This window comes from Commensalibacter communis (genome assembly GCF_947179105.1).
In the GTDB taxonomy this organism is placed as follows: domain Bacteria; phylum Pseudomonadota; class Alphaproteobacteria; order Acetobacterales; family Acetobacteraceae; genus Commensalibacter; species Commensalibacter communis.
The window spans coordinates 58,419-78,942 of the sequence record NZ_CAMXCK010000006.1 but is presented as its reverse complement, the minus strand read 5'-3'; the positions used below and the strand labels follow the sequence as shown (position 1 = coordinate 78,942).

Annotated in this window: 23 protein-coding genes; 16 read left to right on the top strand and 7 right to left on the bottom strand. The window is 36.3% G+C overall.

Annotated elements, in window-relative coordinates; all coding sequences use genetic code 11:
• Positions 1–32 precede the first annotated feature (32 nt).
• The 6 genes from PQG52_RS09715 to nfsB all read left to right on the top strand — a co-directional run bounded on the left by PQG52_RS09715 (position 33) and on the right by nfsB (position 4,961).
• The gene (locus tag PQG52_RS09715; RefSeq protein WP_271790092.1) at positions 33–665 is read left to right on the top strand and encodes a CvpA family protein; all 633 of its coding nucleotides are present in this window, start codon (positions 33–35) and stop codon (positions 663–665) included.
• A 57-nt stretch (positions 666–722) separates the two neighbouring features.
• Positions 723–2,192, top strand: a complete 1,470-nt coding sequence (purF, locus tag PQG52_RS09710; protein ID WP_271829261.1) for an amidophosphoribosyltransferase — start codon at positions 723–725, stop codon at positions 2,190–2,192.
• A 3-nt stretch (positions 2,193–2,195) separates the two neighbouring features.
• A complete protein-coding gene (locus PQG52_RS09705) occupies positions 2,196–2,873 on the top strand; it encodes an SDR family NAD(P)-dependent oxidoreductase (protein ID WP_271829260.1) in 678 nt (225 codons plus the stop codon).
• Between the two features lie 126 nt (positions 2,874–2,999).
• Positions 3,000–3,296 carry a hypothetical protein gene (locus PQG52_RS09700; protein ID WP_271829259.1) on the top strand — a complete coding sequence of 99 codons (297 nt, stop codon included), beginning with the start codon at positions 3,000–3,002 and terminating at the stop codon, positions 3,294–3,296.
• 166 nt (positions 3,297–3,462) lie between these two features.
• Positions 3,463–4,230 (top strand): glycosyltransferase family 25 protein, encoded by a 768-nt coding sequence (locus PQG52_RS09695; RefSeq protein WP_271829258.1) that lies wholly within the window; start codon positions 3,463–3,465, stop codon positions 4,228–4,230.
• Positions 4,231–4,316: 86 nt separating this feature from the next.
• A complete protein-coding gene (gene nfsB / locus PQG52_RS09690; protein WP_271829257.1) occupies positions 4,317–4,961 on the top strand; it encodes an oxygen-insensitive NAD(P)H nitroreductase in 645 nt (214 codons plus the stop codon).
• A 143-nt stretch (positions 4,962–5,104) separates the two neighbouring features.
• Here nfsB and PQG52_RS09685 read toward each other — a convergent pair whose 3' ends face one another.
• A complete protein-coding gene (locus PQG52_RS09685; RefSeq protein WP_271829256.1) occupies positions 5,105–6,517 on the bottom strand; it encodes a lytic transglycosylase domain-containing protein in 1,413 nt (470 codons plus the stop codon).
• A 488-nt stretch (positions 6,518–7,005) separates the two neighbouring features.
• On the opposite strand from PQG52_RS09685, the gene PQG52_RS09680 reads away from it, so the two are divergent.
• The 6 genes from PQG52_RS09680 to PQG52_RS09655 all read left to right on the top strand — a co-directional run bounded on the left by PQG52_RS09680 (position 7,006) and on the right by PQG52_RS09655 (position 13,713).
• On the top strand, positions 7,006–7,833 hold the full coding sequence (locus tag PQG52_RS09680; protein WP_271829255.1) for an ABC transporter permease: 828 nt from the start codon (positions 7,006–7,008) through the stop codon (positions 7,831–7,833).
• A gap of 24 nt (positions 7,834–7,857) precedes the next feature.
• Complete coding sequence (locus PQG52_RS09675) at positions 7,858–8,961, top strand: glycosyltransferase 61 family protein (protein ID WP_271829254.1); 1,104 nt, start codon at positions 7,858–7,860, stop codon at positions 8,959–8,961.
• An 18-nt stretch (positions 8,962–8,979) separates the two neighbouring features.
• Positions 8,980–9,801, top strand: coding sequence for an ABC transporter ATP-binding protein (locus PQG52_RS09670; RefSeq protein WP_271829253.1), 822 nt, complete (start codon positions 8,980–8,982; stop codon positions 9,799–9,801).
• 105 nt (positions 9,802–9,906) lie between these two features.
• Positions 9,907–10,980, top strand: a complete 1,074-nt coding sequence (locus PQG52_RS09665; protein ID WP_271829252.1) for an AI-2E family transporter — start codon at positions 9,907–9,909, stop codon at positions 10,978–10,980.
• 137 nt (positions 10,981–11,117) lie between these two features.
• On the top strand, positions 11,118–12,437 hold the full coding sequence (fucP, locus tag PQG52_RS09660) for an L-fucose:H+ symporter permease (protein ID WP_271790103.1): 1,320 nt from the start codon (positions 11,118–11,120) through the stop codon (positions 12,435–12,437).
• Positions 12,438–12,711: 274 nt separating this feature from the next.
• A complete protein-coding gene (locus PQG52_RS09655) occupies positions 12,712–13,713 on the top strand; it encodes an aldo/keto reductase (RefSeq protein WP_271829251.1) in 1,002 nt (333 codons plus the stop codon).
• A 44-nt stretch (positions 13,714–13,757) separates the two neighbouring features.
• Here PQG52_RS09655 and PQG52_RS09650 read toward each other — a convergent pair whose 3' ends face one another.
• Complete coding sequence (locus PQG52_RS09650) at positions 13,758–14,087, bottom strand: DMT family transporter (protein ID WP_271829250.1); 330 nt, start codon at positions 14,085–14,087, stop codon at positions 13,758–13,760.
• A gap of 65 nt (positions 14,088–14,152) precedes the next feature.
• Here PQG52_RS09650 and PQG52_RS09645 point away from each other — a divergent pair, with 65 nt between their 5' ends.
• On the top strand, positions 14,153–14,308 hold the full coding sequence (locus PQG52_RS09645) for a hypothetical protein (protein WP_271829249.1): 156 nt from the start codon (positions 14,153–14,155) through the stop codon (positions 14,306–14,308).
• Here PQG52_RS09645 and PQG52_RS09640 read toward each other — a convergent pair.
• From PQG52_RS09640 to mutY, 3 genes are all read right to left on the bottom strand, one after another.
• A complete protein-coding gene (locus tag PQG52_RS09640) occupies positions 14,305–14,733 on the bottom strand; it encodes a POTRA domain-containing protein (RefSeq protein WP_271829248.1) in 429 nt (142 codons plus the stop codon). The two genes, PQG52_RS09645 and PQG52_RS09640, sit on opposite strands and share 4 nt — an antisense overlap.
• A gap of 84 nt (positions 14,734–14,817) precedes the next feature.
• Positions 14,818–15,822 carry a ferrochelatase gene (hemH, locus tag PQG52_RS09635; RefSeq protein ID WP_271829247.1) on the bottom strand — a complete coding sequence of 335 codons (1,005 nt, stop codon included), beginning with the start codon at positions 15,820–15,822 and terminating at the stop codon, positions 14,818–14,820.
• A gap of 25 nt (positions 15,823–15,847) precedes the next feature.
• A complete protein-coding gene (gene mutY / locus PQG52_RS09630) occupies positions 15,848–16,912 on the bottom strand; it encodes an A/G-specific adenine glycosylase (protein ID WP_271829246.1) in 1,065 nt (354 codons plus the stop codon).
• A 23-nt stretch (positions 16,913–16,935) separates the two neighbouring features.
• On the opposite strand from mutY, the gene PQG52_RS09625 reads away from it, so the two are divergent.
• The 3 genes from PQG52_RS09625 to PQG52_RS09615 all read left to right on the top strand — a co-directional run bounded on the left by PQG52_RS09625 (position 16,936) and on the right by PQG52_RS09615 (position 19,516).
• Positions 16,936–17,442: a DUF721 domain-containing protein gene (locus PQG52_RS09625; protein ID WP_271829245.1), complete on the top strand. Its 507-nt coding sequence runs from the start codon at positions 16,936–16,938 to the stop codon at positions 17,440–17,442.
• A 5-nt stretch (positions 17,443–17,447) separates the two neighbouring features.
• Positions 17,448–18,368, top strand: a complete 921-nt coding sequence (locus tag PQG52_RS09620) for a bifunctional enoyl-CoA hydratase/phosphate acetyltransferase (RefSeq protein WP_271829244.1) — start codon at positions 17,448–17,450, stop codon at positions 18,366–18,368.
• A 137-nt stretch (positions 18,369–18,505) separates the two neighbouring features.
• Positions 18,506–19,516 carry an acyltransferase gene (locus PQG52_RS09615; RefSeq protein ID WP_271829243.1) on the top strand — a complete coding sequence of 337 codons (1,011 nt, stop codon included), beginning with the start codon at positions 18,506–18,508 and terminating at the stop codon, positions 19,514–19,516.
• Between the two features lie 183 nt (positions 19,517–19,699).
• Here PQG52_RS09615 and PQG52_RS09610 read toward each other — a convergent pair whose 3' ends face one another.
• Together PQG52_RS09610 and PQG52_RS09605 are read right to left on the bottom strand one after the other, a co-directional pair.
• Positions 19,700–20,080: a tetratricopeptide repeat protein gene (locus PQG52_RS09610; RefSeq protein WP_271829242.1), complete on the bottom strand. Its 381-nt coding sequence runs from the start codon at positions 20,078–20,080 to the stop codon at positions 19,700–19,702.
• A 129-nt stretch (positions 20,081–20,209) separates the two neighbouring features.
• Entirely contained in the window at positions 20,210–20,512 is a 303-nt protein-coding gene (locus PQG52_RS09605) for a hypothetical protein (protein ID WP_271829241.1), read from the bottom strand.
• Positions 20,513–20,524 lie beyond the last annotated feature (12 nt).

Below are 20,524 nucleotides of genomic sequence, written 5' to 3'. Positions count from 1 at the left end.
AAAAGGGATCTCTTAATAAAGTGCTAGATAATATGAACTGGATTGATCTGGTTTGCCTTGGGATAATTATCCTGAGTGCTTTATCAGGATTAACCAGAGGCTTTACCCGAGAATTCATTGGTTTGTTTGGATGGGTTGTTGCTGCAAGCCTTGCTAATCGTTGGTATCCTGACCTCGCACCAAAGATCACCCCTTATATTAGCAATGAAACCATTGCTGACATAGCATCATTTGCCACTATTTTTATATTATGTTGCATCGTTATTAATACGCTTGCTAATGTGATTGTTGGTCAAAACTCAACACGTTTTTCTATTCTGGGAAGACTGGATCGACTGCTTGGTGCTGCGTGTGGTGCGGTAAAGGGGTTTGCCACCTTGGCAATTATTTATATTTTTGGTGGTATTGTTTTTCCTTCGGCGCAATGGCCAGAAATTTTACAAGAAAGCCAAATGGTTCCTTATGTTTATCAAGGTGCTGTTTATATTAACGGCTTGCTGCCCAGCTCCATGCAAAGAGATATTATTGTTCCACAGATAAAAACGCCCAGAACATCTTATCCAACCAATACAAACACCGATCCAAATATGATTACTGATCCAAATGAACCTTTGCCTGCAACTGGACAACATAATCCAGACGAAGGGGTTTCCCCTGATTATTAACCTCATATTGTTCTCTTACGATTATTCTGTTTTTCCCTTAACCACCATGGATTTATCATGACACTTTCCTCTTTTTCTTCTCATGAACTTGATTTTATCGACGATGACGAATTCCACGAAGAATGCGGTGTTGTCGGTATATGGACAACCCAAGATGCAGCTTCGTTAACCGCATTGGGGCTACATGCTTTGCAACATCGTGGGCAAGAAGCAAGTGGCATCGTGACCTATGACGGGAACCAATTTCATACACATCGTGGTCTAGGGTTAGTTGGGGAAGTCTTTGATGACCCAAGAGTGATTGCCTCTTTACCTGGAGGAATGGGAATTGGCCATAATCGTTATGCCACCACAGGTGAAACACAATTACGCAATGTGCAGCCTTTATATGGTGATTTTGAATTTGGTGGGTTTGCGGTTGCACATAACGGCAATTTAACCAACGCACAATTATTAAAACAATCTTTGGTGCGTAGAGGCTGTTTATTCCAATCCAGCACAGATAGCGAAGTTTTTATTCATCTAATTGCAATTTCGTTATACAGCAACGTCATTGATCGTTTCATTGATGCCATCAAACAAGTTCAAGGTGCATATTCTTTGGTTGCTTTATCCAAAGACATGTTAATCGCTGCCAGAGATCCTTTGGGCGTAAGGCCTTTGATTCTTGGTAAATTGCCATATAGTCAAGATGAAAACTCATGGGTTGTCGCCAGTGAAACCTGTGCATTGTCCAGCATGGGTGCGGATTTTGTTCGTGATATCGAGCCTGGCGAGGTCATCATTATCGATCACGATGGGGTTCGCTCTATCCATCCATTTGCTGATAATACTTCAAGTCGTTTTTGTATTTTTGAATATGTGTATTTCGCTAGACCTGATTCGGTTATCGAAAATAAATCAGTTTATATGGCACGAAAAAAAATTGGTGCTGAATTAGCAAAAGAATCCCACATAGAAGCCGATGTCGTCGTCCCTGTTCCTGATTCTGGAGTACCAGCTGCAATAGGTTACGCCGAGGCAAGCAATATTCCTTTTGAGTTAGGCATTATTCGTAGCCATTATATTGGCAGAACCTTTATTGAACCGACCGATCAAATTCGTAATCTGGGGGTCAAATTAAAGCATGCCACCAATCGTGCCGTCATCAACGGCAAACGTGTAATCTTAATCGACGATTCGATTGTTCGTGGAACCACGTCCAAGAAAATCGTTGAAATGGTCAGGGCTGCAGGTGCTACAGAGGTTCATTTGCGTATTGCCTCCCCTCCTACACAACATTCTTGTTTTTATGGAATTGATACCCCTGCCGAAGAAAAACTATTGGCTCATACCCATTCAATCGATGAAATGTGTAAATTAATTGGCGCTGATTCATTGGGATTTGTGTCTGCTGACGGTCTTTATCGTGCTCTGCAAGAAGACAAAAGAAACAATCAAAACCCACAATATTGCGATGCTTGCTTTACAGGGGATTATCCAATTCCGTTAACAGATCATGATATGCAATTAGTCAAATCTAAATAAACAATGGGTTTACCATTACAAGATAAGATTGCCTTTATTACAGGTGCCAGCCGTGGAATCGGTCAGGCCTGTGCCGTCGCTTTGGCACAGGCTGGTGCCCATTGTATCATCAGTGCCAGAGCCCAAATGGGATTGATGCAAACCGATGATAAAATCCTATCTTTTGGCGGAAAAGCAACTTTGTTACCCCTGGATTTAGGGAATAGTGACACTTCACAACAAATTGATCTGATTGGGCCTTCGATCGCAGCACAGTTTAACCGATTGGATATTTTTATTCATGCTGCGTTTCAATATGTCCCCCTTACCCCAGTGACGCAAATCACTGATAGAGCTTGGGATAAAAATATACAGGCGAATTTATCAAGTGCTTGGCGATTAATCCGCACGTTATCACCATTATTAACGGCAACAGCCGATGCTAATGCAATCTTTTTCCAACCAATAACGTCAGTACAACCTTTCTGGTCTCCAGTCGTGTCCATCCAAACAGCTCTTGGAGCAATGATTCAAACTTGGCAACAGGAAATTGCACAATTATCGTCTTTAAATATCCATTATCTCTCTCTTCCACCTACAAATACTTTATTGAGGCAATCTTTTTTCCCAGCCGAAAATAAACTAAAATTAAATACACCAATACAAACAGCAAACGATATCATCGCTCTTATTACGCATTAATAAAATTATATATTATTGACATCTAAAGTTTAATTTAATATACTTAAAGATCGGTGTAATAATTTTACGGCAAAACCCATATATGAAATAATCGCTAATTAATAAAAGTGGAAAGGAGAGAATAACATGTATTCAATTCATCGTTATCTCTATGGAACAATTATTGGTTCCCTTATTGTTTGGACAATTTATCTATTAACCATTGATTTTTTTTCAATTGCATTTGTCCCTTATCAATATAAACAATTAATCCACGTTCCTCTACCGGGAAGTTGGCTAAATTTCTCCTTTTTAGCAGTCATTAATCTAGTTACTATTTTCGTGATTTCTTGTTTAACATTAGCAGCTCAATTCAAAAACATTAAGATCATTCCAACCTCTATCTATCGATTAGATGGTTCTGAGGATAAGGCTGAAGCTTAATATCTTTTGTAAAATACATTGCATTTTATAATATTATCACGTTAATATTTTAATTTTATAAAACGCAATGTATATTAATTGTTAAAATAAGTTTTCTAATTACTCAGAAATTTTAAATAATATTATAACAAAAATATACATCAATTATGGACTAATTTGAGTTAACATGAAGTATTTTGTTATATATTCTGATAATAACAGTGATCATTTAGAAAATTTCAAAACCAATAATCAGCACCTAACAACTGATGTCACTCCTGTAAAAGCGCCAGTTTCTAATCTTACTTTGCGTGATGAATTAATATCAAACAATATTATTACGGAAAATAATATTTATGATTTGACAACACTTGCTTTTACCAAAACTCACCTTTCCCTATGGCAACAAGCAGTGGAAACACAATCACCAGTAACGGTTTTTGAATCAAATACGGTCACTCACAAAAATTTTTTAGAGCATCAAAAAAAATCTTTGTCTCTTAAAACTGGATATGATTTAATCATTTGGGGCTACAATCTTAATTGGAATCCTTGTGTAGAAATCATGACTTGCTTGCCTAAGATCATTTATACATTTATGGGATATGGTACAGAAGAACTTGAAAAACCAAATAATGATCTAATTGATGTATCTTTGTATAAAAACAGCGACTTAAAGGCCGTTCAAACACTCAAGACATTCTCCTTCTCTGGCCTTGGATGTTATACAATCTCTGCCAAAGGTGCAAAACAACTTCTGCAAAAAGCAACGTCAATAGGCAACGAAACAGCTCGATCCTATCAAGAGGAGCCTCATGGAAGTAATTTTTATGTTTTCAACCCTACTGCCAACAGAGAAAATACATCGTTTGACATTGAGATTAACCGTCATATAGAGCCATTAAATACGTATATGACTATTCCAATGTTAGCGGTTATTCCAACTAATCCTTAATATGTAATTTATTTAATTTGCTTTAAATCTTACGTCATTATGTATGTAATTAAATTTATACTTAACTAACTTTTAAAGAGGACAATATGAATCTTCAACAAATTATTCATCAACGTTATTCAACCAAAAAATATAATCCAAACAAAAAAATACCCGAAGAGCAAATAGAACAACTGGTCGAATTGTTGCAATATACCCCAACATCTATAAATTCTCAGCCATATCATTTCATTTTGACAGGGACGCCAGAAGGAAAAAAACGCATTGCATCCTCGATGGCTTCTGCTTTCTTTACGTTCAATTATGATAAAATTATCAACTCATCCCACAGTATCGTAATATGCTCTAAAACCAATATAGATCGTGATTATTTAACTAAAACTATTGAAAAAGCCTATCACGATGGCCGCCTTGATTCTTATGAAAAGATTGAGCAACAAGTCAATCAGTATATGAACTTTATAGATCTACATGAGGATGCTCAAGGTTGGATGAACAAACAATGCTATATTGCATTAGGCAATCTATTACTAGGAGCTTCCGCTTTAGGAATAGATGCAACCCCTATCGAAGGATTTGATTGCAAAATTTTAGATAAAGAATTTAATTTAACGGAGCAAGGCTATATGAGCCTGGTTGTCATCGCTTTGGGATATAGGGCTGACGACGATATATTTGCAACGTTACCAAAATCTCGTTTGACCAAAGAAGATCTTTTTACAATTTTATAATATTTACTTTGATATCTTTCCTGCTAATAACTATAAAAAAGACAATTTATATAAAATAATCCTAAATGCTATACAAAAAAAGCAGCTTCAAAAGCTGCTTTTCTTAATTCTTAATTACAATTAAGCGCTTTTATGATTGATTTCTAGATTTTTGAAGGCGAAAGCAACATACAAGAGGACAGTTTTTGACAAGCATTCTGAGCAGCATCTTTACTTAAGCCTGTAACTCTGGCTCGATAAAGTTTATTTTTTCCGACTTGAACTGCTTGTACTTGCTGGGAACCCGCTTTCAAAGCTGCTTTACTTTTTGCTTTACCAGCAGCACTTTGCGCCAAAGAAGAAGATGCAAAAGCGCCAACTTGAATGCCCCATCCCCCAGCAGTTGAAATATTACTGGTTTTTACAGGTGCAGCGGCAGCTCTCTTGGTACTGGCAGCGGGCATACGATAAGAAACGGGTTGATAATAACGACTACTATTGCTAACAGGTGCTGAAGCAACTTGGACAGGTTGGGATGAAGATGGGATAAAAATAGGTGGCTCGCCGCTAGAAACAGGTGGTGGGGAGGCTTTATACCCTCTTGACGCCCAAGCAGATTTAATATCTTGACGTGTGTCTAATTGTGCAACAGTCGTAGGCTGTCGATCGAAACTTTTCCACTGTGTTGGGTAACTAGTATTCTCATTGCGCCGTGATGCTTTTGTAGAAGCAACAGTGCGTCCAGAACTATTTAGACTTTGACCATTCAAAGCTTCAGTAGTCGCATTGCCAACACGATTTAAACTTGCAACATTCAAATTGTCAGCAGATGACTGACCGCCACCCCCCATACGATTAGCCCAAGCTTGTTGCACTGAATTTGCTTGGGGAGATAATGCAAGTTGACGTGCAGAAGATGGTTGAGCAGCAGATGCATAAAGGGTTGGGTCAACACCAGAACCAAGGCTGTGACTTTCTACCAATAAATCTGCCTGAGAACGACGTTTCGGATTTGCCCCCTGAATTCTAGGACCAATAGAGGCTACATAACGACGTGTTTCCAAAGGTAATGTTCTATTACGGGTTAAAAAATCATCAAGACGACCAGGTCCACCATTATAAGCCGCCAAAAATCCTGGAGATCCGTAAATATCATACATTTGACGAATATAGGCTGCACCCGCAGCGATATTATCATGTGGATCATACGCATCGTCACCCAAGTTATATGCGATACGAAGCTCGTCATACGTTGGGGGCATTAACTGCATTAGTCCCATCGCACCAGGTCCAGATGTCGCAAAAGAATTGCCACCTGATTCTTGTTTCATTACTGCTCTGATCCAAGCCTCAGGCACATCGAAACGTTCGGATGCTTCTTTGATGTAAGGCCCCCAAGGGTCACTCGCTGGTCCAGGCGGGGCATAATAAGAGCGTGCACGTGCTTTATAATTAGCGACCTCTTGTGCAATAGGCATTTGTTGCGGACGTGGTGTAGAAGAAGAGCAAGCAGCAACTAATGCCGCCAATCCACTGACGCTCCCTACACGCAATATCAAGGCAGTAGATGACTTCATTGACAGTTTCCGTATTCCATTCAGTTGACACCAACCGAATGAAAACTGTGATAATTTGCTTCTCAAGTGCGTCATCATGCCTTTACCTCAAATCAATACTCATTCAAAAAAATAAATAATCATATTTAATTTTTGAGCGAAATTATGCACTTATCCTATATTTTCTAATATATTTATAAGATTATTTTTTAATAAAAGAATCAAAATAAACTTAATAAATATCTTCTTAAGATTTACAAGATATTCAATTGATTTGCAAGTACAAGCTGCCAGATTAACGATCAAAATTATTTATCACCAATAAAAAAGAAATTATTGATAACCATCTGTAAAAAAAGCCTTAATATAAAGCCTTAATATAAAGCCTTTAATATAAAGATTGTTTCTTGGAATACTATCCTTTATAGTTAATCGTCACATCATTAAGTGTCATTGTTTTGAACAGCTTGATCTCTTTTTAACTTTAATTGCATAGTCATTTTAACCAAATGTCATTACTTACGAAAATAAACAGCAATACGGCACACTCTCGATATTATCAAGCATTGATGGACATCATCAAAGGGTTTAAACTGTGGCGTTTGGCGCTCTCTCTGGGTTGGTTTGATATCAAATTGCGGTATAAAGGTTCTGCCTTGGGGCCTTTGTGGATAACATCAACTTCAGCTGCTATGACGGCAACAATGGGTGTCATTTATAGTTCATTGTTTAAAATGGACATCCATGAATATTTACCGTTTGTTGCTTTATCAACCGTTCTATGGGGGCAAGGAATTGCGTTGACGTTATCGGACGCGTGTCAATGTTTTCTGCAGGCCAACGACACCATCCACTCTATTAAACTTCCTTTTTTCCTACAAGCACTTAGAACCGTTTTCAGAAATATAATCATTCTAAGTTTAAATCTTATTATTCCTATTATTGTCTTTATTTTATTCAAAGTACACGTTGGGTGGAATGCTTTGTTCGTGCTTCCTGGGTTTATCTTGTGGTTTATAAACGGGTTGGCTGTTTGTTTGTTATTAGGCTGTATCTGCGCTCGGTATCGTGATATACCACAAATTATTAACAGTTTTATACAAATTATTTTTTATGTAACGCCTATTATTTGGTTACCACAGCAATTAAAACATCATATAGCTTACTTGGTTTATAATCCATTATACCCTCTGATCGAAGTGGTAAGAGGTCCTTTGCTAAATAATGGATTTAACGGCACCATTTGGATTTATGCGCTTGGGTATAGTATGCTAATATGGTTGGTGTCTGGATATGTATTTATCAGAGCCAGAGGGCGTTTAGCTTTTTGGATATAAAATTTAGATTTTGAGGTATTTAAAATGAAAATTAAGGGTCAATATTCTACATTCTCCTTTCGCCCGCCGGGTGTATTAAAAAGTTCGGTATCAACATCACCTCGACCAAGATTAAAACCTGTTGAAGTAATACCTAATCAGCAAATGCTGCGATTAGCGCAGGGTATTGATCCAAAAAATGAAAAACCGCTTGAAACACTTGATGAAATTCCTGCAGGAATGATCTTTTTTTGTGAATTGGAAAATGCATATTTTACAATCAAAGACGGTATAGACGGTGCAATTATCACAGATGATTTGCATGTCATTACAGAGAGTATTTACGACACCAAATTTCAATCACAAGATTTGCCCGAATTACAAGGTATTGAATTGCTAGATCAGGTCTTTCTTTCTTTTGATTCTCAATGGATGCGTTATAATCATTGGATGGGGTATTGTTTGTCCAAGGCCTATTTAGCAAGCCTTTATACCCCAGAAAGTGTACAAATCGTTATCCCTGAATATCGTGAACATACGTCTATTCCACATCCAATTTCAAAAGAAATTTACGATGCTACCTTGGAAAAAACAGGATTAATTAAACGCGCTGTCAAGTTAAAAGACGGAATTTATAAAGCCAAGAAGCTATCTTATTTCTGGCAAAACAGTTATGTCCCAAGCTCTTACTTTAATTTTCATGATGCCAAATCTGTTTTTTCACACGTCAATAAACATACTAAATATCACGATAATTTCCCCCCTCGTTTCTTTATCAACCAAGATCAAAATATGGAACCTATTTTGAACGATGAAGATACTATTTTAATACAAAAAACACTAAATGAATTAAACATTCCTTGTATTGATCTCGACAAAATGGATTTGGATAGTCAAAGAATTCTCTTTTCTCAGGCTGAATTGGTTATTTCACCACACAGACCAGAGTTAATTAATCTTCTATATTGCAGCAGTGATACAGAAGTAATTGAATTCACACGTGCATCAAACAGAACAAACTATTTGCCTGCTTGGCCTTATTTAATTTCATCATCTAATCGATTACAATATACGTTCTTTGATCTTGATTGGGTTGTCTTGACAGCCGACATGATTAAAGATGCAGTTTCTAAACTTGATTCGATCTGATTTAACCAAGTATAAACAATGAATATATCAGCCCCTGCCAGCTTTATTAAAATGGAACATCTTTCAATTGAATTCCCAGTATTCCAATTAGAAAGCCGTTCTTTGAAAAAAACATTATTTTCAAATGTTAAGAAAATGATGAATAACCCGCAACGTCATCATCAACGTACAGGGGCTGAGATTGTCACAACTGCAAATAATGATGTTGTCGTGCAAGCACTTCGAGATATCAACCTGACTATTCAATCAGGGGAAAGAATAGGATTGATCGGTCACAATGGCGCTGGCAAATCAACCTTGCTCCGCGCTATCACTGGGATCTACGAACCCAATTCTGGTCACATTCAAAGCCATGGTCATATAGAGGCGTTACTGAGTACAAATGCAGGAATGAATCCTCTATTGTCTGGAAGAGAAAATATATATCTTAGAGGGAAGAGATTAGGATTATCACAAAAAAAAATCCAAGAACTAGCAAAGGATGTCGAAGCCTTTGCGGAGTTAAATGAGTTTATAGAGCTACCCATTAAAATTTATTCTTCAGGCATGTTAATGCGCCTTGGTTTTGGATTATCGACTTCTATTGTACCAAATATTTTATTAATGGACGAGTGGTTCATGGCTGGGGACAGCAATTTTCAAGAAAAAGCCCGTAATCGATTGGTATCCATCGTTGATAAAGCCGATATTCTTGTGCTGACCACGCATTCTCTATCTATTTTACAACAATGGTGTAATAGGCTTATTTGGCTCAAAGCGGGTCAAATTATTGCTGATGGACCAACAGATATTATTTTAGATCAATATAAACGCGCAATGACAACGGATTCTGTTTTCTAAAATTAATTCTTCTATTGTATTATTTTTACAATCACTGCATGATAAAATCAATATGGCTTAAATTTTACTCTTATTTGAAAATATAAATTGTAAATGTCTTCTATTATGCCCTCTTCCACAGAACCAACACAACAAGAACGTTTTTATTCTCTGATTCAAAGCGTAATTATCGCTGCTGTTGGAATATTGGCCATCTGGTTAATTGGTGATTTGTTAATGATCGTTTTTGCTGCGACGTTAACTGCCATTATTTTAAAAGGTCTTGCGTCTATTTTACGTAAACATACTCGCTTGCCTTATTGGATATCTCTGACAATTGTTATCATTGTTATCATCAGTGCTTTTCTGGCATTAATGTTGACCAGTGGACCACAAATCAGTGAACAAATTATTAAGTTAAAACATGCCATTACAACACAAGTAGGCAGCTTACGAGATCAATTACATACCAATCCATTAGGCAGTATCATCATGGATTACTTGCCTAATTCTGTTGGTGGCGGTGGGCATCCTCCTTCGGGCGGGGCATCTCTGGGATCACGTATAGCAGGATCTATGACAGGCTTTATTACCTCTGTTTTTGGTGTTTTGGGGACTGTTTTTGTTATCTTTATTGCTGGACTATATTTTGCCGCATCCCCTACTTTATATGGAAACGGATTGCTTCGTTTATTCCCAAGCCGTCAACGTCCGCAAATTCGTAAATTATTATTAATTGGTGGACATACATTATGGTCATGGACAGCAGGACAATCCGTCGTCATGTTAGTTGTGGGAAGTTGTTCTTTTATTGGGCTGAGCATTATTGGAATTCCATTAGCACTGGCATTGGGCGTTGTTGCAGGATTGGCTAATTTTATCCCCTATATTGGGGCAATTATTGGGGCAGTCCCTGCTATATTGATTGGGCTATCCCAAGGAAGGCAAGAGGCGGTCTTGGTCTTGGTATTATATTGTGTTATTCAATTTGTAGAAGGTAATGTTATCTCACCATTAGTACAAAACCATGCCGTACGTATGCCCCCTGGAATCACAATTCTATCACAAACGGTGTTTGGGACAATCTTGGGAATGCCAGGGTTAATTTTGGCTTCACCTTTGACGGCTGCGATTTTAGCGATTATGGATGCCAGCACACCCAAACTCAAAGATGAAGAAAAATTACCACCCTTAGATTAAGATGTTACAAAAATATTACTTAAGATAAAAAAAGATTTCGTTTTATTAAAGATTAATTTTTATCTTTTCTTTTTAATTAGATTAATTTCTTTTTACTGATTAGTATATTTTAACTAAATCAGTAAAAAGGAAGTCTTATGACCAACAAAAATTCTATTGAACAGCTTCCAGACGGTTATTTAAACAAAACACCAATTTTTCAATTTATATTACTTTCTTGTTTATTTGCCTTATGGGGTATTCCAGTTAGCCTAAATGATATTTTAATTACACAATTTAAAAGTATTTTTAATTTAAGCGATTTTGCTAGTGCCCTCGTCCAGAGTGCATTTTATGGGGGCTATTTTTTAATTGCTATTCCAGCCTCGTTAATTATCAAAAAGACGAATTATAAAACAGGAATTATTATTGGTCTTGCTGTTTATATTATTGGCTGTTCTTTGTTTTTTCCAGCCTCGACAATGGCTACTTATACGATGTTTTTAGCGGCAATCCTTGCCATGGCTTTTGGGCTAAGCTTCCTTGAGACGGCTTCAAATACCTATAGTTCTATGCTGGGACCAAAAAAATATGCAACGTTGAGATTAAATATTAGCCAGAATTTCCAACCTTTTGGGGCAATTGCTGGTGTTTTGATGGGAAAATATTTGATCTTTCAAGACGGCAACAGCCTGCACTCACAAATTCAAAACCTTTCTGGGGATGCTCTAAAGAGATTTCAATTAGAACATTTGCAATATACGCTGGTGCCATATAAATATATTATTATTCTTCTTGCTGTCGTTCTGTTGTTATTTATATTGACCTCCTATCCAAATTGTAAGCCCACCAACACTGCCGACCATAAAGTCGAAAAAGTATCTTTTGGGGAAACCATCTCTTATTTAATCAGAAATACCAGCTTCAGAAACGGTATTATTGCGCAATTTGTTTACGTTGGTATGCAAACTGCGGTTTGGTCATTTACCATTCGCTTAGCGTTAGTAATGGGCGCACAAAATGAAAGAGAAGCTGCTAATTTCATGTTATATAGCTTTGTGTGTTTTTTCATTGGCAAATTCATCGCCAATGTCTTTATGACACGATTTAATCCGAAGCTAGTACTGTTTATTTATTCTATTATTGGCACTTTACTATTGCTTTATGTTGCTTTCGCAAGTGATTTTTCTGCTATTTATGCAGCGATCCTGACTAGTATTTTGATGGGACCCTGTTGGCCAACGATTTTTGCCAATAATTTAGAAGTTGTTGACAAAAAATATGTTGAAATTGCTGGGGCTATTACCGTGATGTCGATTGTTGGCGGCGCTGTTGTTCCCGCAATCCAAGGGTTCGTTTCCGACCAATTACATTCCATGCAACATGCTTTTACCGTATCAGCAATTTGTTTTGCAATTGTTGGGCTTCATTTCCTTAGAGAATATCTAAAAAAAGATAACTCTACTAACGTAGTTTAGCTTTATTACCATTCCTTTTATAAATTATTTTATGAAAGGAGTGGATAATCCCCGCAAAAAACCTTTTCATATTGGGGTTGCATTCAACCCCTTTTATCATTAGCATCATTATATCGACTGTTACTTTATAAAGTGATGTCTAAGATATAACATCGTTCATTGAACAAAGTTTGATCTTGGCTAGAATGCTTCTATTGATCGAATCATAGAACATGTTCACGATTTATTTTTAAATAATCGCCTAATTATTATATTGATAGTGTAAGGAGATTCTATGTCATACAACTCAAAAGATACCGTTACCATCAAGGGAATAGATAAGCCTGTATTGCGGATTGCCCTTGGAACTTGGGCTATTGGTGGATGGATGTGGGGTGGCCCAGACGATGATAATGCGGTTAAAACCATCCATAAAGCCATTGATAATGGGATCAACATGATTGATACAGCCCCAGTATATGGCTTTGGGCATTCAGAAGAAGTCGTTGGAAAAGCATTACAAGGAAAAAGAGACAAGATTGTCATAGCAACCAAAGTTGCTTTGAATTGGACAGACGATAAAGAAAAAGTCTTTCGCGATACTAGACCCGAACGTATTCGCCAAGAAATCGAAGATTCTTTGAAGCGGTTGAAAACAGATTATATTGATCTGTATCAAATCCACTGGCCTGATGACAAAACACCTATCGAACAAACAGCGATTGAATTAAACAAACTGCATAAAGAAGGTAAAATTAAAGCAATCGGGGTTAGTAATTTTTCTGTTCAACAAATGGAGGCCATTCGTCAATATACTGATCTTGCTTCTATTCAACCGCCTTATAATTTATTTGAACGAGAAATCGAGAAAGATATTTTATCCTACGCCAAGAAGTACGATCTTGCTGCACTTTGTTATGGCCCTCTATGTCGTGGGTTGTTAAGTGGAAAAATGACCAAAGATCGCGTTTTTAACGGTGATGATCTGCGTAAATCGGATCCTAAATTCTCTGCTGCTAATTTTGAAAACTATTTATCAGCGACAGAAGAATTAAAAACCTTTGCAAAAGATAACTATAATAAATCATTGCTAGCTTTGGCTATTCGTTGGGTGTTGGATCAGTACCAAGGCAATATCCCCTTATGGGGTGCCAGAAAACCTGAACAAATTGAAGGTATTCAAGACGCTCTAGGATGGTCTTTATCGGAACAAGATTTAAAAACGATCGATGATATTTTGAATAAACATATTAAAAAACCTATTTCGCCAGAGTTTATGGCTCCTCCTAGTCGTTAACAAATCCTTATCCCTTTTATGATACATAAAAGGGATTTTACGATTTACGTGTGATGTCCCATATTTCCAAAATTGACAATAATAACGCCAGTTACAATAAACACGATACCAATAACGGAAATAAAAGATAAATTTTGCTTATAAACAAGCCAAGCAAACAAACAAATACCCACCGTACCTATGCCAGACCAAATCGCATATGCAATTCCCACTGAAATTTCACGTAAAGCCATTGACAAAAAGTAAAAAGAAACACCATATCCGATCAAGGACAATAATGTAAAAAACCAATTCGTAAATCCGTCAGAAGCTTTTAAACTGCTTGTGGCGCCAATTTCGATGATAATTGCGACGACTAAATATATATAAGACATTCACTTACTAACAAATTTGAGTATAATACTAAAACCAACATATTATTAAAAAAGGAGTTATCATAATGGGTTTATACGTAACAATGATGATATTAACAATCATTGCATCTTCATTATTCATGTTCTTTCTTAAAATTGTTGGATCGACACAAAAAGAAAATAATCATAAATCATTAGATGAGGCTATTCGAAGAGATACTGATGAATTCAATCGATACTAATTTGCATTGCTAGCAGGTTGCTCATGAATATCAAACTGAATCTGTCTCGAATTAATATCCGTTTTCTCTAAAACAGGCGTAATTGTTACTTTGATATTTTTCGTCTTATAAATTTGTGCAATTTTCACCATTGAATCCATAATAATATTTGCATTCGCAACATCTTGAACTTTTAAAGGAATAGCCTTTAACAATGCTTCGGATGAAAAAAATGTATTCCCTGTAAAACTTATCTTTTTAATAATTGGTTGGGAAATATATTCTTCCTGAGTATCCGGCGAAGGATTTTTTTTTGTATTCTGTTGGTTTTTGCCTTGAGTAGATTCATGAGAATCATGCGTATTTATTGGTTTTGCATTTACAATGAAGGTTACAAAAGACCCACCAAGCAGCATTATAGAAAAAAGAAAGCGTTTTTTGATCACAATTAATCTCTTTTGTTTTTTGAATAGAATTCAGTATTTTAAATAATGTTAAGTTCAGAATTCAATATATTTCTATAAATATTCCTATATCCACCCTTTAATTTCTTGGTGGATCAGGTTTTTTAACAAAGCAACGGCCAAGGGATGATCATTTAAGCAGGGAATATATGTAAATTCTTTGCCACCATTAGACAAGAAAAGCTCTCTATATTCATAATTAATTTCTTCTTTGGTCTCTAAACAATCCGCCATAAAGCCTGGGGCAACTACAGCGATATGTTGAATGCCTTGTTTCGTATATTCTTTGATAACATCCGCAATATTTGGTCCCAACCATTTATCTGGCCCAAAGCGAGATTGATACACTAGAGGCATTTCTTCCTCTGTTTTTCCGAAAGCATTCCGTAAAGCAGATGCTGTTTTTTGGCATTCTTGTTCATAAGGATCGCCCGCTTTGACATAACGCAAAGGCAAGCCATGAAAAGACAAAAGAATGCGTTCGGGTTGAACAGCCATTGATTGAAGCTGTTCTTGGATTGTATAGTGCAAAGCCTTGATATAATCAGGATGGTCTGGAAAAGAAAATAACGTGCGGATCGCAGGTTGCTGACGATAGCCCATCAAGACACGAAACACTTCATCATTCACAGTTGCCGTTGTGGTGGCACTATATTGTGGGTATAAGGGCAAGATGAAAATATGATTGCAGCCTTGTTCTGTTAAAAGATCTAATTTCTTTTCAATTGATGGTTTACCATACCGCATAGCCCATTCAACACAAATATTTTGATTGGCAAAATCAATTTGTAAATTTTCCGCTTGATTTTGTGTAAACACCGCCAATGGACTTTTATTTTTAACATTATCCCATATTTTTTTGTAAGAATGCCTTAAACGACGAGGACGAAATGCCAACACAAACCCTTGTAAAATCGGTTGCCATAACAAAGAAGATAACTCTATCACACGCTTATCAGACAAAAATTCAGATAAATATCGACGAATAGACCAATAATCAGTACCTTCAGGCGTTCCCAAATTTACCAATAACACACCAATCCTACGCTGATGACGCTCATTCCTATCCATGATAGTTTCCTATTTATTCTTCAGATTATATTTTGGTACTATAGGCAATCATTTTTTTCATTAAAGTCGAACAAGGATAATGATTCAATTCATCAGAATGAATCCACATATTGTCTTGCGCCACTTGCGTCAGCTTTAGATCACTGACTAATTTGAACAGCTTAACTTTTAAAGTAAAATGTGTAAAGACATGCTTGATCTCTCCAATTTCTTGATATCGACCAAAACACCCTGTTTCTTTGATGGCTTGTTCAATAGAAATATATTGCTCTGACCAAATGCTGCTGGGTAATTCCAATGTTCCCGCCAGCATCCCTTTTTCAAAACGTTTTCGCAATAAAATTTGATTTTTATCACTTTCGATAAACAAAGAAATACCGTATCTGGTCGGTTTTTCAGCTTTCTTCTGCCTTATTGGTAAAATATCAGCGATTTTTTTCTGACATGCTTTGCAAGCTTCTGACAAAGGGCAAATTAGACATGATGGGTTTTTAGGCTTGCATATCGTTGCACCAATATCAAATAATGCCTGTACAAAATCCCCTGCTCTTTCTTGTGCCTCTCGTCCCTCATTAAGGGTTTTTGCCAGAGTGGCTAATGTCGGTTTGACCATTGGCAAAGGTTCTTGAATTGCAAATAATCGTGCTGTTACCCGCTCTACATTTCCATCAACGGCAACATAAGGTTGATTATAACCAATCGACAAAATAGCCGAGGCAGTATAATCACCAATTCCTGGTAATGCTTTTAATGCTCGATAATCTTTTGGGATTTTTCCACCTTGTTTGGCAACCTCTTGGGCACAGCGATGAAGATTACGAGCCCGACTATAATAGCCTAACCCCGTCCACATCGCCATTACTTTTTCCAATGAGGCCTCTGCCAGATCATTAAGCGTTGGAAAATTTTCAATAAACTTGTTAAAGTATGGAATAACTGTTGCAACTTGGGTTTGTTGCAGCATAATCTCGCTAAGCAATACGTAATAAGGATTAGGTATTGTGCCTGTTTTTGCTCGCCACGGCAAAATACGTTGATGACGATCATACCAACGTAAAATCAAAGTGGCATATGGAATCTGAGTCGACATATATATAAATGGTGCCTTTAAACATGGATGAACAAAACGGTAACAATGATGAATACTACAATACGGATTATCCTGTAAATAAAACAGCAAGACGCACGTATGATATGTATCAAATTGCAGGTTCTATTCAAAAAGTCACTCGTCCTATTTTTAAACAAAAATCACTTTCAAATACGCAATTAATAACAGATTGGTGTGATATTATCGGACATCATTATGGTAATTTAACCATACCTTACCGTCTTGCAAGTGGCACATTAACCATCGCATGTTCCAGCACAACAGCCGCAGAAATGCACTATATCAGCAATAATATCATGCAAAAAATTAATCTTTATTGTGGCAGGCCTGTCGTCAAAACAATCAAATTTATATCCAATCGAAGTGCGCTTGCGTCATTACCCAAAAAACCGATTTTGCCTATTCGTCCGCCGTCCCCTATTAAAATAGATGATTTTCCCCATGGCCCTTTGCAAGAAGCTTTGGCGAAATTAGGTGGACATTTACAATCTAAACAAAGAGGAAGATAATCACTATGTTTGCACATCATCAAAAATTAATTGAAAAAGCCAAAGAAGAAGAAGCACCCAAATGTGCCGTATGTTATCCGTGTGAACATACCGCAATTGAATCAGGTATCGAAGCGCATAAGCTGGGGTTGTTGAACCCTATTTTTGTTGGCCCAACAGATGAAATCAAAGCGATTGCTTCTAAACATAATATTTCCCTTAATGGATATGAAATTATTGATGCGAAAAGCGAGGCTGCTGCTGCGACAGCCAGTGTGCAATTAATTCGTGAAGGCAAAGCACAATTATTAATGAAAGGCAGCCTACACACTGATGTAATGCTGAAAGCAGTTGTTAATAAAGAAAATGGGTTAAGAACAGGCAAACGCATTACGCATGCTTTTTTAATGGATGGTCTTAATTGGGAAACCCCTTACATCATTTCAGACGCCGCCATTAATATTTCACCTGATCTGACCACGAAAATGCATATTATTCAAAATGCAATCGATTTACATCATGCTTTGGGTTATGGCGTGCCACGTGTAGCGATTTTATCGGCTGTTGAGATGATCAATCCTGATATTCCGTCTACTTTAGAAGCGGCAGCATTATGTAAAATGGCCGATCGTGGACAAATCACCAATGGGATTTTGGATGGCCCATTAGCATTGGATAATGCCGTCAGCTTAAAAGCTGCTCAAATGAAAAAACTGGATACGCCAGTCACAGGCAAAGCACAAATCCTGATTCCACCTGACTTGATTTCAGGAAATATTTTATTCAAAGCATTATGCTTTATTGGCGACCAACCTGCCCATGCGGATAGTGCTGGTATTGTCCTTGGCGCCAAAGCCCCGATCATCCTAACCAGCCGTGCCAATGGTCTAGATAGTCGCTTAGTATCATGCGCAATGGCGAAATTGTCTTATTATCATAGTGTGTAGATAATAGGGAAAGAGTGTCTGTGATGGACACTCTTTTATACCGATAGCAAACGACATTTAATAGAACTATTCTTTCAAACATATATTATTTATTATATATAAAACGGATCTTTAATATAGTAAGTAATTATAAGTATATGAATGATAAACCCCAAAAACAGAGAATCTTATGGATCGATCAACTTAAAGCAATCTGTATGATGCTTGTCGTTTTTACCCATTGTCATGAAGAGACATTAACAGTCCCCAAAACTTGGGCAAGTATTTTTTACTCAATTGATCGATGTGGTGTTCCTATATTTTTTATGCTTTCTGGCGCATTCATCATCCAAAAAGCTTATAACCAACAAATATTTTGTTTTTATCTACAAAGAATACCACGCTTTATTGTTGCTTTAATCTTTTCATCAATTATTACAAACATTGCTTTTTATATAAAAACTGGCAGCAACATTATAGATGCTTCATTATTATCACTATATTATCATAATGGAGTATATAATGGCGACTATGGTAAAGCTATCCAATTATGGTTTATGTATCCATTAATTCTTATTTATATCATGGCACCTTTTATTGCAAAAATGGTTCTTCATTGCTCAAAAAAAGAGTTATGTTTATATATTGCGCTTTGTTTAATTTTTAATCAATTACAACCTTTTACTGGGATTATTGGCATCTCAAAAATGGGAACGGACTTTACCGGTGCTTATGTCGCGTATTTTGTCCTGGGTTATTTTCTATTTAACAGTCACATTAAACGAGAAAAACTATGTTTAATTGTATCTATAATAACATTTATACTAGCTATTTATTTTCTATATATGTTGGACATGTATAAAAATATAAATATGCATTGGTACAGCGAATCTTTACCAATTTTTATATCTAGTTTAGCTTTATTTTTTATATTAAAATCTTTCTTATCTCGTGTTAATTTATCTTTTCTAAATGACGTTGGTAAGAAGTCTTTTGGCATATACCTTTTTCATTATGCAATCATCTATATTCTTTTATACTATATCAAAAATATAAAAATAACTTGGTCATTACAGTGCTTATTTCTATTTATTTTTTCCTTTGTAGGAGCATATATAGTCACTATACTTCTTGCCAGATTCCCATTATTGAATAAAATTTTGACTTAATCATATACTTTGGAAGATTTTTTATAAGTTACTAGTTTCTTACGCTACTTTATGTAATTGAACGAATAGCATTAATAACTACGTGGTTTCCTGTGCAGTGAAGAAATCGTCCTATTATCATAATATATAAATAATAATGAAAGAGTGTCTGTGATGGACAATCTTCCATTATTATTAATATAATTACTGACATATTTGTGGATTTATCTCACATTTTTTTCTTTTGTATTCTTTTGCTTTTTCCTTATCTTGAGGCACACCATCACTACCAAATTCATACATAATCTCTAATGTTGCATACCCGTTAACATATCCTTTACGACCCGCTTCTTCATACAAACTAATTACTTTAGATATATCTTTATTAACACCTAATCCTTCTTTATAACAATCTGCTAATTTATAAATTGCTTCTATAGAACCAAATTCTATAGCTTTTTCATACATGTCTTTTGCTTTAGTATAATTCTTCGAAAGCCCTTCGTCACCTTTCATATAAGCATCACCAAGATTCTCTGCCGTTCTATCATCTCTTGCTGCAAGCAACTTATCTACCCATCCCATCAGCTCTTGATAAATTTTAGTTTTTTCCTCTTCGTCAGCTTGCCTTTTTTCTTCGTCATACTGATTACCACTCTTAAGTTTATACTTGATATTATAATTAATTACTCGATAATTAGTTATGGTATCAAATTACATAGAACGTTGTGCATCTACATATCCCTGATTTGCCGCTTGCAATGTCAATTGATTAGCCTCCTCTTCACGGCTACGGTAAGCATGATACAGTGATGCTAATTTATATTGAGATTCTGCATCACCAGATTTTGCTTTACTTTCCAATTCTTGTAACTGAGTGGTAAGTTTATTTAATTTTTTTTGCGCTTCAGTATTTCCAATATCAGCCTCTTTCTTTAATTCAGAAATATGATCATCTAATTGATCTGCAAGTGCTGAACTTACTGGCAACAACAAAGCTGTAGCCATTAATAGCATTTTTAGTTTCAT

What these genes read in the sequence shown, in the direction of transcription:
- PQG52_RS09715 (WP_271790092.1), top strand. Translation starts at nt 33, where the DNA reads ATGAACTGGATTGATCTGGTTTGCCTTGGGATAATTATCCTGAGTGCT.
- purF (WP_271829261.1), top strand. Translation starts at nt 723, where the DNA reads ATGACACTTTCCTCTTTTTCTTCTCATGAACTTGATTTTATCGACGAT.
- PQG52_RS09705 (WP_271829260.1), top strand. Translation starts at nt 2,196, where the DNA reads ATGGGTTTACCATTACAAGATAAGATTGCCTTTATTACAGGTGCCAGC.
- PQG52_RS09700 (WP_271829259.1), top strand. Translation starts at nt 3,000, where the DNA reads ATGTATTCAATTCATCGTTATCTCTATGGAACAATTATTGGTTCCCTT.
- PQG52_RS09695 (WP_271829258.1), top strand. Translation starts at nt 3,463, where the DNA reads ATGAAGTATTTTGTTATATATTCTGATAATAACAGTGATCATTTAGAA.
- nfsB (WP_271829257.1), top strand. Translation starts at nt 4,317, where the DNA reads ATGAATCTTCAACAAATTATTCATCAACGTTATTCAACCAAAAAATAT.
- PQG52_RS09685 (WP_271829256.1), bottom strand. Translation starts at nt 6,517, where the DNA reads ATGAAGTCATCTACTGCCTTGATATTGCGTGTAGGGAGCGTCAGTGGA.
- PQG52_RS09680 (WP_271829255.1), top strand. Translation starts at nt 7,006, where the DNA reads ATGTCATTACTTACGAAAATAAACAGCAATACGGCACACTCTCGATAT.
- PQG52_RS09675 (WP_271829254.1), top strand. Translation starts at nt 7,858, where the DNA reads ATGAAAATTAAGGGTCAATATTCTACATTCTCCTTTCGCCCGCCGGGT.
- PQG52_RS09670 (WP_271829253.1), top strand. Translation starts at nt 8,980, where the DNA reads ATGAATATATCAGCCCCTGCCAGCTTTATTAAAATGGAACATCTTTCA.
- PQG52_RS09665 (WP_271829252.1), top strand. Translation starts at nt 9,907, where the DNA reads ATGCCCTCTTCCACAGAACCAACACAACAAGAACGTTTTTATTCTCTG.
- fucP (WP_271790103.1), top strand. Translation starts at nt 11,118, where the DNA reads ATGACCAACAAAAATTCTATTGAACAGCTTCCAGACGGTTATTTAAAC.
- PQG52_RS09655 (WP_271829251.1), top strand. Translation starts at nt 12,712, where the DNA reads ATGTCATACAACTCAAAAGATACCGTTACCATCAAGGGAATAGATAAG.
- PQG52_RS09650 (WP_271829250.1), bottom strand. Translation starts at nt 14,087, where the DNA reads ATGTCTTATATATATTTAGTCGTCGCAATTATCATCGAAATTGGCGCC.
- PQG52_RS09645 (WP_271829249.1), top strand. Translation starts at nt 14,153, where the DNA reads ATGGGTTTATACGTAACAATGATGATATTAACAATCATTGCATCTTCA.
- hemH (WP_271829247.1), bottom strand. Translation starts at nt 15,822, where the DNA reads ATGGATAGGAATGAGCGTCATCAGCGTAGGATTGGTGTGTTATTGGTA.
- mutY (WP_271829246.1), bottom strand. Translation starts at nt 16,912, where the DNA reads ATGTCGACTCAGATTCCATATGCCACTTTGATTTTACGTTGGTATGAT.
- PQG52_RS09625 (WP_271829245.1), top strand. Translation starts at nt 16,936, where the DNA reads ATGGATGAACAAAACGGTAACAATGATGAATACTACAATACGGATTAT.
- PQG52_RS09620 (WP_271829244.1), top strand. Translation starts at nt 17,448, where the DNA reads ATGTTTGCACATCATCAAAAATTAATTGAAAAAGCCAAAGAAGAAGAA.
- PQG52_RS09615 (WP_271829243.1), top strand. Translation starts at nt 18,506, where the DNA reads ATGAATGATAAACCCCAAAAACAGAGAATCTTATGGATCGATCAACTT.
- PQG52_RS09610 (WP_271829242.1), bottom strand. Translation starts at nt 20,080, where the DNA reads ATGGGATGGGTAGATAAGTTGCTTGCAGCAAGAGATGATAGAACGGCA.
- PQG52_RS09605 (WP_271829241.1), bottom strand. Translation starts at nt 20,512, where the DNA reads ATGCTATTAATGGCTACAGCTTTGTTGTTGCCAGTAAGTTCAGCACTT.